This window comes from Pseudomonas sp. PME37.24/006 (assembly GCF_055556635.1).
Map to the genome: position 1 here is coordinate 1,138,926 of NZ_JBVHNL010000001.1, position 12,803 is coordinate 1,151,728.

Annotated in this window: 11 protein-coding genes and 4 tRNA genes; 11 read left to right on the plus strand and 4 right to left on the minus strand. The window is 61.5% G+C overall.

Annotated elements, in window-relative coordinates; translation table 11 throughout:
• The first annotated feature begins 120 nt into the window (after positions 1 to 120).
• The 6 genes from gltX (at position 121) to ACZ3GY_RS05345 (ending at position 2,885) form a co-directional block, all read left to right on the plus strand.
• Complete coding sequence (gltX, locus tag ACZ3GY_RS05320) at positions 121 to 1,602, plus strand: glutamate--tRNA ligase (protein WP_465909187.1); 1,482 nt, start codon at positions 121 to 123, stop codon at positions 1,600 to 1,602.
• 146 nt (positions 1,603 to 1,748) lie between these two features.
• Positions 1,749 to 1,824, plus strand: a tRNA-Ala gene (locus ACZ3GY_RS05325).
• A gap of 57 nt (positions 1,825 to 1,881) precedes the next feature.
• Positions 1,882 to 1,957 (plus strand) — tRNA-Glu (locus tag ACZ3GY_RS05330).
• Positions 1,958 to 2,006: 49 nt separating this feature from the next.
• Positions 2,007 to 2,082 (plus strand) — tRNA-Ala (locus tag ACZ3GY_RS05335).
• Between the two features lie 47 nt (positions 2,083 to 2,129).
• Positions 2,130 to 2,205: transfer RNA gene (locus ACZ3GY_RS05340), tRNA-Glu, on the plus strand.
• 245 nt (positions 2,206 to 2,450) lie between these two features.
• Complete coding sequence (locus ACZ3GY_RS05345) at positions 2,451 to 2,885, plus strand: acyl-CoA thioesterase (protein WP_465909188.1); 435 nt, start codon at positions 2,451 to 2,453, stop codon at positions 2,883 to 2,885.
• Positions 2,886 to 2,888: 3 nt separating this feature from the next.
• On the opposite strand, the gene ACZ3GY_RS05350 is transcribed toward ACZ3GY_RS05345, so the two are convergent.
• Positions 2,889 to 3,278: a hypothetical protein gene (locus ACZ3GY_RS05350; protein WP_465909189.1), complete on the minus strand. Its 390-nt coding sequence runs from the start codon at positions 3,276 to 3,278 to the stop codon at positions 2,889 to 2,891.
• Between the two features lie 161 nt (positions 3,279 to 3,439).
• On the opposite strand from ACZ3GY_RS05350, the gene ACZ3GY_RS05355 reads away from it, so the two are divergent.
• A complete protein-coding gene (locus ACZ3GY_RS05355; RefSeq protein WP_465909190.1) occupies positions 3,440 to 4,417 on the plus strand; it encodes a tRNA dihydrouridine synthase in 978 nt (325 codons plus the stop codon).
• A gap of 9 nt (positions 4,418 to 4,426) precedes the next feature.
• On the opposite strand, the gene ACZ3GY_RS05360 is transcribed toward ACZ3GY_RS05355, so the two are convergent.
• Positions 4,427 to 5,173, minus strand: a complete 747-nt coding sequence (locus tag ACZ3GY_RS05360) for an SDR family oxidoreductase (protein WP_465909191.1) — start codon at positions 5,171 to 5,173, stop codon at positions 4,427 to 4,429.
• A 116-nt stretch (positions 5,174 to 5,289) separates the two neighbouring features.
• Here ACZ3GY_RS05360 and ACZ3GY_RS05365 point away from each other — a divergent pair, with 116 nt between their 5' ends.
• Positions 5,290 to 5,736, plus strand: a complete 447-nt coding sequence (locus ACZ3GY_RS05365) for an Hsp20 family protein (protein ID WP_463564234.1) — start codon at positions 5,290 to 5,292, stop codon at positions 5,734 to 5,736.
• A 52-nt stretch (positions 5,737 to 5,788) separates the two neighbouring features.
• On the opposite strand, the gene ACZ3GY_RS05370 is transcribed toward ACZ3GY_RS05365, so the two are convergent.
• A complete protein-coding gene (locus tag ACZ3GY_RS05370; protein WP_463564235.1) occupies positions 5,789 to 8,716 on the minus strand; it encodes an EAL domain-containing protein in 2,928 nt (975 codons plus the stop codon).
• A gap of 81 nt (positions 8,717 to 8,797) precedes the next feature.
• Positions 8,798 to 9,703 carry a LysR family transcriptional regulator gene (locus tag ACZ3GY_RS05375; RefSeq protein WP_463564236.1) on the minus strand — a complete coding sequence of 302 codons (906 nt, stop codon included), beginning with the start codon at positions 9,701 to 9,703 and terminating at the stop codon, positions 8,798 to 8,800.
• 156 nt (positions 9,704 to 9,859) lie between these two features.
• Between ACZ3GY_RS05375 and leuC the strand changes: the two genes are divergently transcribed.
• The 3 genes from leuC to ACZ3GY_RS05390 are packed head-to-tail and all read left to right on the plus strand — an operon-like array spanning position 9,860 to position 12,731.
• Positions 9,860 to 11,287 (plus strand): 3-isopropylmalate dehydratase large subunit, encoded by a 1,428-nt coding sequence (gene leuC / locus ACZ3GY_RS05380; RefSeq protein WP_225830969.1) that lies wholly within the window; start codon positions 9,860 to 9,862, stop codon positions 11,285 to 11,287.
• 10 nt (positions 11,288 to 11,297) lie between these two features.
• Positions 11,298 to 11,945, plus strand: a complete 648-nt coding sequence (gene leuD, locus ACZ3GY_RS05385; protein WP_465909192.1) for a 3-isopropylmalate dehydratase small subunit — start codon at positions 11,298 to 11,300, stop codon at positions 11,943 to 11,945.
• A 27-nt stretch (positions 11,946 to 11,972) separates the two neighbouring features.
• Positions 11,973 to 12,731: a class I SAM-dependent methyltransferase gene (locus tag ACZ3GY_RS05390; protein WP_225830971.1), complete on the plus strand. Its 759-nt coding sequence runs from the start codon at positions 11,973 to 11,975 to the stop codon at positions 12,729 to 12,731.
• Positions 12,732 to 12,803 lie beyond the last annotated feature (72 nt).

Sequence of the window (12,803 nt, forward strand, 5' to 3'; positions counted from 1 at the left end):
GTCTGACCGTGGCGTTTGCTGGAGCCGACCCTGTTGGCCCTGCTACTATTCGCACTTTCCGCGAAAGCCTCTCTGGTTCTGCCTGATGGTGGTTTTCGCCCCTTTGTATCGGGATTTTCCATGACCACCGTCCGTACTCGTATCGCACCGTCGCCTACTGGCGATCCCCATGTTGGCACCGCCTACATCGCCCTGTTCAATCTGTGCTTTGCCAAGCAGCACGGTGGCGAGTTCATCCTGCGCATCGAGGATACCGATCAGGTGCGTTCGACCCGCGAGTCGGAGCAGCAGATCTATGACGCCCTGCGCTGGTTGGGCATCGAATGGAACGAAGGCCCGGACGTTGGCGGCCCTTATGGCCCATATCGGCAGAGCGAGCGCGGTGAGATCTACCGCAAGTACGCGTTGGAGCTGGTCGAGAAAGGTCATGCCTTCTACTGCTTCTGCACCCCGGAAGAACTCGACCAGATGCGTGCCGAGCAGACCGCCCGTGGCGAGACGCCGCGCTACGACGGCCGTGGCCTGCTGCTGTCCCAAGACGAGGTGCAGCGTCGCCTGGCGGCCGGTGAGCCCCATGTGATCCGCATGAAGGTGCCGAGCGAAGGCATCTGCGTGGTGCCGGACATGCTGCGTGGCGACGTAGAGATCCCGTGGGATCGCATGGACATGCAGGTGTTGATGAAGACCGATGGCCTGCCGACCTACTTCCTCGCCAACGTGGTCGACGACCACCTGATGAAAATTACTCACGTGCTGCGCGGTGAAGAGTGGCTGCCGTCGGCGCCCAAGCTGATCCTGCTGTACGAGTATTTTGGCTGGGAAAAACCGCAGCTCTGCTATATGCCGCTGCTGCGCAATCCGGACAAGAGCAAGCTCTCCAAGCGCAAGAACCCGACCTCGATCACCTTCTACGAGCGCATGGGCTTCCTGCCGCAGGCGATGCTCAACTACCTGGGGCGTATGGGCTGGTCGATGCCCGACGAGCGCGAAAAATTCACCCTAGACGAGATGATTGCGAACTTCGACGTGCAGCGTGTTTCCCTGGGTGGGCCGATCTTCGATCTGGAGAAGCTGTCCTGGCTCAATGGCCAGTGGATGCGTGAGCTGAGCGTCGAAGAGTTTGCCGCTGGCGCGCAGAAGTGGGCCTTCAACAGCGACTACCTGATGCAGATCGCCCCACACGTGCAGGGCAGGGTAGAAACCTTCAGCCAGATCGCCCCGCTGGCGGGCTTCTTCTTCGCCGGCGGCGTGCAGCCGGACAAGGCGCTGTTCGCTCACAAGAAGCTCTCTGACGACCAGGTGCGCCAGCTCATGCAACTGATCCTGTGGAAGCTCGAAGCCCTGCGTCAGTGGGAGAAGGAGCGCATCACCGGTTGCATCCAGGCGGTGGTTGAGCACCTGGAACTGAAACTGCGCGATGCCATGCCGCTGATGTTCGCGGCCGTGACCGGGCAGGCCAGCTCGGTGTCGGTGCTTGATGCCATGGAAATTCTTGGCCCGGATCTCACTCGTTTCCGTCTGCGTCAGGCCATCGAGCTACTCGGTGGTGTGTCGAAGAAAGAGAACAAAGAATGGGAAAAACTCCTGGCAAGCATCGCCTAATGCCTGGCCGCCGGTCGCCTCTGTCTTGGAAGCGCTTGGGTTGTTCGGTAAGTGTTTGTTATGTCAGCGAAAAAAAACGCACCACCGGCTAGAATTTTGTTGACAGGGTGCAGGGGCGCACTTAACATGCGCCCCGTCCTCGAGATGGGGCTATAGCTCAGCTGGGAGAGCGCTTGCATGGCATGCAAGAGGTCGACGGTTCGATCCCGTCTAGCTCCACCAATCTCGGTAGCCACAATCGGTTCTCAGGAACAGGTTGGTTGTAAAGAAGGGCTTTGCGTCCCCTTCGTCTAGTGGCCTAGGACACCGCCCTTTCACGGCGGTAACAGGGGTTCGAGTCCCCTAGGGGACGCCATTATTTCCAGCTGCAGTGCCACGGCATTGCAGCCAGACCGAAAGGTTCTGGGGCTATAGCTCAGCTGGGAGAGCGCTTGCATGGCATGCAAGAGGTCGACGGTTCGATCCCGTCTAGCTCCACCAATCCACGACAGGCCAGCCTAGTGCTGGCCTTGTTCTTCGAAGGTTTCGTCCCCTTCGTCTAGTGGCCTAGGACACCGCCCTTTCACGGCGGTAACAGGGGTTCGAGTCCCCTAGGGGACGCCATTTTGCCCGCTCTGCGGGATTTTTAAGGGTCACTTCTCACGAAGTGGCCCTTTTGTTTTTGTGCGTTCGAAAAACCGTGGCGATCAGAGGCGTGACACTCGATGCGGCTTGCGTGGTGGCAAGCAAAGCCCCTAATGTCTGGATCTGAACAGGGGCTGATCGATAGAGGAGCGTTGCATGAAACTGACAATGGATGCCGTGGAACGACTGGCGTGCGAACGGGCCTGCAACAAGGTGCGTTGTTCGTGAAGTGGGATCGCCCCAATCCCTTCACCCTTGAACTGCTGGTCGGTAGTGAGGACATCGACGGCCTTGGGCATGCCAACAATGCCGTCTACGTAACCTGGCTGGAGCGTTGCGCCTGGCGCCACTCGCAATCGCTCGGGCTGGATCTGGTCGAGTACCGACGCCTCGATCGCGCCATGGCGGTGGTGCGTCACGAGATCGATTACCTGAGCAGCGCCTACGAAGGTCAGGAGTTGTTGATCGGCACCTGGATCGTAGAGTCTGATCAACGCTTGAAGATGGATCGCTGCTTCCAACTGGTTCGCCCGCAGGACGGCGTTACGTTGCTCCGTGCAAAAACCACTTTCGTCTGTATCGAACTGTCCACTGGCAGGCCAAAACGCATGCCGGCCGAGTTCATCGAAGGCTACGGCAAAGCGTTGCTGCCGTTCTAGGTACTACTGCTGGGGTGCCAGAAACAGTTTCTGTTCTTCATAGATCGCCTGGTAACGGCGCACTTCGCCAGGCTGCAGCAGGATCGACTGGCTGCTAACCAGATCGATTTCTGCGCAGAAGCCTTCCCGCGAAGGCGTGAGCACCACGCTGCGCTCGCCGCTGGGTACATCCAGTGTCACGCTTTCGCCTGCCGGTATCGGCACCAGTAGTTGCTCGTCCACGCGCAGTTGCAAGTCGCAGGCATTGGGGGCGTTGCGGTCGCGGCTGATGATGAGCTTGGCGCTGGCTGCCGGGTCGATCGGTACGCCCACGGAAATGGGCGTTGCTGCAAAGGTGACGGGTGCGGCCAGTATCAGTGAAAGCAGGCTGCCAGTCAGCAGAAGTCGGCTCATGGTGGCTCCAGGCAATGCATCGGTACAGCAATGGACTGCGTATGGCTGGCGTACGTTCATCTTGCCGGTAGCTGTCTTGCCCGGTCGGGCACCGTTACACTACGCGCCGTTTTTGTGGGCCATCATTGTGCTCAGCCCCGCCATTTTTCGAGAGAACCCCTATGCAGATCGCCCTGGCGCCCATGGAAGGACTGGTCGATGAAATCCTTCGTGATGTGCTGACTCAGGTCGGGGGTATCGACTGGTGCGTGACCGAATTCATCCGGGTTAATGATCGCGTGCTGCCGACGTCCACCTATCGCCAGTTGGCACCAGAGCTTTTCAAGGGTGCCAAGACAGCTGCAGGCACTCCGTTGCGCGTGCAGTTGCTTGGTTCTGATCCGCAGTGCCTTGGCGACAACGCCGCCTACGCGTGCACCCTGGGCGCGCCGGTTATCGACCTCAACTTCGGCTGCCCGGCCAAGACCGTGAACAAGTCTCGTGGCGGGGCGGTGCTGCTCAAGGAGCCGGAGTTGCTGCATGCGATCCTCCGTGAGGTGCGACGCTGCGTGCCGGCCGCCATTCCCGTTACGGCCAAGATGCGCCTGGGTTTCGATCACAAGGACTTGGCCATCGATTGCGCCCAGGCCCTCGCCGAAGGCGGCGCGTCGCAGATCGTCGTGCATGCGCGTACCAAGGTCGAGGGTTATAAGCCTCCGGCCCACTGGGAGTGGGTGGCGCGCGTCCAGGAGGCGGTAGCGGTTCCGGTTTATGCCAACGGTGATATCTGGTCGCTGGAAGACTGGCGGCGCTGCCGCGAGGTGAGCGGCGTCGAAGACATCATGCTTGGTCGCGGTGTGGTGGCGCGGCCCGACCTAGCGCGGCAGATCGCTGCCGCTCGAGCAGGGCAGGACGCTGGGGTGATGACCTGGGAGGAGTTGCAGCCGCTGTTGGCCGACTTCTGGCTGCAAGCGCGGCGCAAGATGTCGCCACGCTACGCGCCGGGGCGGCTGAAGCAGTGGCTGGCCATGCTCACGCGCAGCTATCCGCAAGCCGTGGAGCTGTTCGCCCAGTTGCGTCGTGAAACCAGCTGCGAGCACATCGATGCGCTGCTCGGCGTCGCCTTTGCGCCGCGCGAGCCGGAGCGCCAGGCGATTTAGTCAGGCTGTTCAACGGCCGCCGCTGACGTCGAGCAGAGAGCCGGTGGTATAGGAGGCCTGTTCACTGGCCAGCCACAGGATGGCCTCGGCCACTTCTTCTGCAAGCCCGCCGCGCGCCAGGGGAATGCTCCTGGCAACGCGGGCGACACGTTCCGGCTCGCCGCCACTGGCGTGGATCTCGGTGTCGATCACGCCGGGACGTACCGCGTTGACACGGATGCCATCGGCGGCAAGCTCCTTGGCCAGGCCAATCGTCATGCTGTCGACGGCACCTTTGGCGGCCGCGTAATCGACGTATTCCTCCGGCGCGCCCAGGCGGGCGGCGATCGATGAAACATTGACGATGGCGCCGCCGCGACCGCCCTGGCGCGTGGACATGCGCTTCACCGCCTCGCGGTTGCACAGAAAACTGCCGAACACGTTGGTGGCGAAGACCCGTTGCCAGCGTTCCAGGCTCATCGCTTCCAGGCGCATCTGCTGCTCCAGGATGCCGGCATTGTTGACCAGCACGTCGAGACGCCCCAGGCGCTCATCGATCTCGGCGAAGAGTCGTTTCACCTGCGCTTCATCCGCCACGTCTGCCTGTAGCGCTAGGGCTCTGCCGCCAGCACTGGCAATTTCAGCGGCCAGCGCCTCGGCCGCGCTGGCCTGTTGGCGATAGTTGATCGCCACCGTATAGCCGTGCTGCGCGGCCAACCGAGCGGTGGCCGCGCCAATGCCTCGGCTGGCGCCGGTAATCAGGATCACCTTGCTCATCGAAAACTCCGTTTTTCAGCCCTTGAAATTTTTCCGGCCATCCACATTTTCAGTACTGCGGGATGCCGAAGTCGGGTCTCGCACCTTATCACTCGCTGAAAAATCAGGAGATTCACATGAGCAACGCATTTTCCATGACCCCACTCTTCCGTCAGTCCATTGGCTTCGACCGCTTCAACGACCTGTTCGAGTCGGCGATGCGCAACGAGACGGGCAGCAGCTACCCGCCCTACAACGTCGAAAAGCATGCCGATGATCAGTATCGTATCGTCATCGCTGCGGCCGGTTTCCAGGATGAAGACCTGGATCTGCAGGTCGAGCGCGGTGTGCTGACCGTGACCGGAGGCAAGCGCGCGGGCAATGGCGACAATGTTACCTACCTGTATCAGGGCATCGCCCAGCGTTCCTTCAAGCTGTCGTTCCGATTGGCCGACCATATCGAAGTCAAGGGCGCCAATCTGATCAACGGCCTGCTCAATATCGAACTGGAGCGTCTGGTTCCGGAAGAGGCCAAGGCCAAGCGTATCCCCATTGGCGCTGCGCGCCCGGTGCTGGAGAGCTGATCTGCCAATTCGGCAATGAAAGAAAAGGCGCCTATTTGGCGCCTTTTCTCATTCAGTCGAGGAGTGGGCGCTGCATGCTGTGAGCCAGCAGGGCGCGGAACTCGGCCAAGGGCAGGGGCCGGCTGAACAGGTAACCCTGGTAGCAGTGGCAACCCTGGCTCTGTAGGAAGTCCAGCTGGCTTTGTTGCTCCACGCCTTCGGCGATGACCCCCAGGCCCAGGCTCAGGCCAAGCGCCAGGACGGCGCGAATGATTTCCGCATCGCTGGGGTTGCTGGTGGCATCGCGTACGAACGACTGGTCGATTTTCAACACGTCCACCGGCAAGCGTTTTAGGTAGGTGAGCGACGAGTAGCCGGTTCCGAAGTCGTCCATGGCGAAACTCACACCCAGGTTGCGCAGGCGGTTCATTTTGGCGATGGTGTCATCGATATCCTGGATGACGATACCCTCGGTGATCTCCAGCTTGAGCATGCCCAGCGGCAATCTGTTCTTGCGCAGGCAATGCTCGACCCGTTCGACGAAGTCGTTCTGGCGGAACTGCCGGGTGCTGATGTTGACGCAGAGGCTGAAGTTCTCGTCGATGATCTGCTCTTCCAGCAACTGGGCGCAGACGTGGCAGGCCTCGAGCATTACCCAGGCGCCGACCTCGAGAATCAACCCGCTTTCTTCCAGCACATGTATGAACAGTGCCGGTGATTGCTCCCCAAGCGTCGGATGCGCCCAGCGCAGCAGCGCTTCGGCGCCAATGATCTGATCCTTTCGCGCGTCCACCTGGGGTTGGAAATAGAGCTCGAATTCACCGCGGGCCAGGGCCATGCGCAGCTCGTTCTCGAGGCGCAAGCGCTCGCTGGCGGCGTGCTGCATGGTGCTGTGGAACAGCTGGATGGCATTGCGGCCGGAGTCCTTGGCGCGATACAGGGCGATGTCTGCGCGCTTGAGTAGGTCTGCTGGAGTTTGCCCATGGTCCGGGATCAGTGCGATGCCTATGCTTGGCGTGACCTGCAGGCGGTGGCCGTCGACCAGCATCGGTTCGCTCAGCAATGTGCGCAGTTTGTCGGCGGCGCTACGGGCATGACTGATAACCTGGCTGAGCGTGCCGTCGATGCCCGTCAGCAGCACCACGAACTCATCACCGCCGAGGCGCGCCACGGTATCTTCCTCGCGCACGCTGACCTCCAGGCGTGCGGTGATCAGCTTGAGTACCGCATCACCGACCGGATGGCCGAGCGAATCGTTGATGTGCTTGAAGTGATCGAGGTCGAGAAATAGCAGTGCGCCGCGTAGCCCATGGCGTTGTAGCAGGGCGATCTGCTGGGTCAGGCGATCCATCAGCAGGGCACGATTGGGCAGGTTGGTCAACGAGTCGTGGTAGGCCAGGTGCTGGATCTGCGCTTGGGCAGCCTTGAGTTCGCCGATGTCGCGGGCTGTGACCAGCAGGCAGGGCTGCCCGTCCAGTTCGATCTGCTCGACCGATACTTCCACTTCCACACAGTTGCCGTCGCGATCCCGGGCACGCATTTCCATGCGCTGGATATGGCCTTCGCTGCGCAGCGCATCAAGCATGCGTTGGCGTTGATCGGAATCCGCCCAGATGTTCACTTGTGCGGACGTCTGGCCAATCACTTCCTCTGCGCTGTAGCCGGTCAGGCGGGTGAAACCGTCATTTATCTCGATATAGCGCCCACTGTCGCGGGTCGTGATGGTGATGGCATCCGGGCTGGAGTGAAAGGCCTTGGAGAACTTCTCCTGACTGGCCTTGAGTGCCGCCTCGGCACGCTGCTGCTCGGTGATGTCACGAAATTTGCTCAGTACGCAGGGCTGCCCGCTGAGCTCTAGGCGCCGGCACGACACCACGCAGGTCATGATGCGACCCTGTGGATCGATCAGGTCGATGCGCTCGTCGGTGAGATCCGTGCCGTTGAGGATTTTCTGTCGCAGGCCTGATGAAGCGGGCAGGGCTTGCCAAGGCTTGAGCTTGAATATGTTGCGCCCGGTAATTTCCGCCGATTGCCAGCCGAATGTCTGGGCGAACGCCGGGTTGATCTCCAGAATGCGGCCTTCAGGCAGTGTCGTTACGCAGATGGGATCCGGGCTGGCCTGGAATACCGTGGCGAATTTGCGTTCGGAGGCTTGCAGGCGTTGTTCGCGTAAGGTGCGTTCGCTGGTATCGATAAGGATCCCGGTCATGCGCACGGGCTGGCCCTGTGCGTTCCAATGCAGCTTGGCGGTGCTCTCCAGATAATGTGTCTGTCCGTACGGGTCTACGGTGCGATAGGTCACCTGATAATCCTGCCCGCTGTTCGGCAGCAAGTCCCTGTAGGCCTGGCGCATGGTCTGACGCTCAAGCAGGGGGACGTGGGCGAAAAAATCCAGGAAGGGCCCATGGAAAGGTTGGGCCGGCAGGCCGTGCAAGGTCGCCGCCCGTGCCGAGGCGAACATGGTATTGCTAGAGATGTGCCAGTCCCAGGTGCCAAGATCCGCCGACTCGAGGGCCATGCGCAGGCGCTCCTGGCTATCGGCCAGGGCCTGCTCCTGAACGCGCTGGCGGCTGATGTCGCGGATCACCCCGAACATCTTGTGCTGCCCGGCCTCGCCGGCCTGCAGGCTGCCGGTGATTTCCAGCCAACGCAGGCTGCCGTCCGGCCAGTGGATGCGGTGGCGGATCGGCTCGGCGGTGGGCGAGCCGTCGAGCACGGCCTGGAACATGCGCATCACTTCCGTGCGTTCTTCTTCGGGGATCAGTGCCATGTAATCGACGGGCGCGCTCAGCGGGCTGTTGGGGTCGATACCGAACAGCTTTTGCGCCCCGCGTGACCAGTTCACTTCGCCAGTGTCGACGTTCCAGAACCAGGCACCGAGGCCGGCGCCATTGAGGGCGGCCAGCAGGTGCTGGGAGTCGTGCCAGGTCTTCTCGAACTCGGCTGGGTCGAGTGCCGGGACGTAGGGCAATGGCGGGCGTTTGTCATTGGAGTTGCCCATAACCCTTCCTCTACAAAAAGGATGGCAGAACCTCTGTGTAACGCGCACCTTGGTGCGGTCTGTAGATGGCCTGCCTAGGCATCACGTTAGCCTTTGCTCGGGCGCGAAAGCAAGGCTGTCACGATGGCTGTCGAGTAACTGCATAAAGGCCCTGGCAGCGTTGGACAGCGTGCGCTCCGTATGCACGATATAGCCCAGCTGGCGCGACAGCTGAATGCCCGGCAAAGGCAAGCGCGCGACCTGTTCATCGAGCATGGTGCGCGGCAGTACACTCCAGGCCAGGCCGATGGACACCATCATCTTGATGGTTTCCAGGTAGTTGGTGCTCATGGCGATATTGGGGGTCAGATCTTCGGCCTCGAACAGGCGCTGCACAATGTGGTGGGTGAAGGTATTGCCACCGGGAAACACCGCCGGGTGCAGGGCGACATCGGCCAGCGTCACGCCGCTGCTTTGCGCCAGTGGGTGCTCCGGGGCGGTAACGAAGTCCAGGGGGTCGTCCCATACCGCCACGGCGCGTACCGGCTCGCGAGTATCCGGCGCAAGAGTGATGACCGCCAGCTCGGCGCGACCATGGAACACCTCGTCGTAGGCGACTTCCGAATCGAGAAACTGGATGTCCAAGGCTACCTGCGGATGAGCGCGGGTGAAGGCGCGCAGCAGCGGCGGCAAGCGGTGCAGGCCGATATGGTGGCTGGTGGCGAGTGTCAGGCGGCCAGTTATCTCGCCGTTGAGGTTGGTCAGCGCTCGGCGGGTGTCTTCCAGCACGTTTAGAATCTGGTAGGCGCGTGGCAACAAGGCGCGGCCGGCCTCGGTCAGGCTCACTTCGCGGCCCAGGCGGTCGAACAGGCGCACGCGTAATTGCTGTTCCAGGCTGGCGATGCGCTTGCTTACTGCGGGCTGGGTAAGGTGCAGGCGCACTGCAGCCTCGGAAAAGCTGCCAAGTTCGGCGATGGCGATGAACGCGTTGAGGGTGGCGAGATCCATTGGGGTTCCGAGGCTGAATCGAGGATCGCCGCATTCTGTCAGGGAATGCTTTGGATGAAAAATATGAATTTGAGTAATTTGACGCCGGGTCGTAGGATTACCCCATAAGCCAAAGGGCTATTGCCCTGGCATAGAAAGACCGATGAGGACAGGCTGATGGCAGGCAAGACGCTCTACGACAAGTTGTGGGAAATGCACGAAGTGAAGCGACGCGACGACGGTTCGTCGCTGATCTACATCGACCGCCACATTCTTCACGAAGTGACGTCGCCCCAGGCCTTCGAAGGTCTGCGTCTGGCCCAGCGCAAACCCTGGCGCATCGATGCCAACATCGCCACCCCCGACCACAACGTGCCGACCACTCGCGTCGAGCGTCTCGGTGGCCTGGACGCCATCGCCGATGAAGTCTCGCGTATTCAGGTCAGGACGCTGGATGAGAACTGCGACGACTTCGGCATTCTTGAATTCAAGATGAACGACGTGCGTCAGGGCATCGTTCACGTCGTCGGCCCGGAGCAGGGCGCCACCTTGCCGGGCATGACCGTGGTCTGCGGCGACTCGCACACCTCTACCCATGGCGCATTCGGCGCGCTGGCCCATGGCATTGGTACATCCGAGGTCGAGCACGTGCTCGCCACCCAGTGCCTGGTCGCCAAGAAAATGAAGAACATGCAGGTGCGGGTCGAAGGCAAGCTGCCGTTCGGCGTCACCGCCAAGGACATCGTACTCGCGGTGATCGGCAAGATCGGCACCGCTGGCGGTAACGGCCATGCGCTGGAGTTCGCCGGCAGCGCGATCCGCGAGCTGTCCCTCGAAGGCCGCATGACCATCTGCAACATGTCGATCGAAGCCGGTGCCCGCGTTGGTCTGGTCGCGGTGGATGAAAAGACTCTGGACTACGTCAAGGGCCGTCCGTTTTCGCCGAAAGGCGAGCACTGGGAGCAGGCGGTCGCCGTATGGCATGATCTGGTGTCCGATGCTGACGCGCATTTCGACACCGTGGTCGAGCTGCGTGCCGAAGACATCAAGCCGCAGGTCAGCTGGGGTACTTCGCCCGAGATGGTGCTGGCCGTCGATCAGAACGTCCCGGATCCGGCCCGTGAAAACGACCCGGTGAAAAAGGATTCGATCACCCGCGCCCTCAAGTACATGGGCCTCGCTGCCAACCAGCCGATCACCGATATCCAGCTCGATCGCGTGTTCATCGGTTCGTGCACCAACTCGCGCATCGAAGACCTGCGTGCCGCTGCTGAAGTGGCCAAGGGTCGCAAGGTCGCCAGCACCATCAAGCAGGCGCTGGTGGTTCCGGGCTCCGGTCTGGTCAAGGCCCAGGCGGAAAGCGAAGGGCTGGACAAGATCTTCATCGAGGCCGGCTTCGAATGGCGTGAACCAGGCTGCTCCATGTGCCTGGCGATGAACCCGGACAAACTCGGCAACGGCGAGCATTGCGCGTCGACCTCCAACCGTAACTTCGAAGGCCGCCAGGGCGCCGGTGGCCGTACCCACCTGGTCAGCCCGGCCATGGCTGCCGCTGCGGCGGTTACCGGTCGCTTCATCGACGTTCGCGAATTGATCCAGGCCTGAGGAGCACGACATGACACCTTTCACTCAACACACCGGCTTGGTCGCTCCCCTTGATCGCGCCAACGTCGACACCGACCAGATCATCCCCAAGCAGTTTCTCAAGTCGATCAAACGCACCGGCTTTGGCCCGAACCTGTTCGACGAGTGGCGTTATCTGGATGTCGGGCAGCCGAATCAGGACAACTCCAACCGGCCGATCAACAAGGACTTCGTGCTGAACTTCCCGCGTTATCAGGGCGCTAGCGTGCTGCTGGCCCGCGAGAACTTCGGCTGTGGTTCGAGCCGCGAGCACGCGCCTTGGGCGCTGGACGAGTATGGCTTCCGTGCCGTGATCGCACCGAGCTTCGCCGATATCTTCTTCAACAACAGCTTCAAGAACGGCCTGCTGCCGATCATTCTGGCTGAGGAGGAGGTCGATGCCTTGTTCGAGCAGGCCGAAGCTCAGGAAGGCTATCAACTGACCGTCGACCTCGCGGCGCAGACCGTCACCCGTCCCGATGGCGTGCAGTACCGCTTCGAAGTCGATGCCTTCCGCAAGCACTGCCTGCTTAATGGCCTCGACGACATCGGCCTGACCCTGCAGGACGCCGATACGATCCGCGATTTTGAAGTGGGTTATCAGCAGCGTCAGCCCTGGTTGTTCGGCGCGATCAAGTAAGCCAGCGGTCTTCAAGGAGCAGCATAGATGTCAGGTCACGAGCAGGTGGTGCAGCGCCAGTTTGGTGAGCAGGCCAACGCTTATCTCAATAGCGCCGTGCATGCACAGGGCAGCGAGTTCGCTCTGTTGCAGGCCGAGGTAGCAGGGCGAAGCGATGCTCGCGTGCTGGATCTGGGTTGTGGCGCCGGCCATGTCAGCTTTCAGGTCGCGCCGCTGGTTGGTGAAGTGGTGGCGTATGACCTCTCCGCGCAGATGCTCGCAGTGGTCGACAAGGCTGCCGCCGAGCGCGGCCTGAACAATCTGCGTACGGTGCATGGCGCTGCGGAGTCGCTGCCATTTACCGATGGCGAGTTCGACTTCGTGTTCAGTCGTTACTCGGCGCATCACTGGAGCGACCTGGCGGTTGCCCTGCGCGAAGTGCGCCGGGTGCTCAAGCCGGGAGGCGTGGCGGCATTCATCGATGTCGCCTCGCCGGGCAGGCCACTTCTGGATACCTACCTGCAGAGCGTCGAAGTGCTGCGTGATACCAGTCACGTGCGTGACTACTCGTCGGCTGAATGGCTGCAGCAGATCAGCGAGGCCGGCCTGCAAGTGCGCAGTCACACCCGTCAGCGTCTGCATCTGGAATTCGCGTCGTGGGTCGAGCGTATGCGCACGCCGGCGGTCATGCGCGAGGCCATTCTGGCCTTGCAGGCTGCGATGGGCGAGGAAGTGCGCGAGTACTTCGAGGTCGCCGCCGATGGCTCGTTCAGCACCGATGTGCTGGTGCTCTGGGCGGAAAAATAAGGTTACGTGTTATCAGCGAACGGGCCTGACGCCCCATTGACCCATGCCCCGCAGGCGCCGAACATGGCGCCC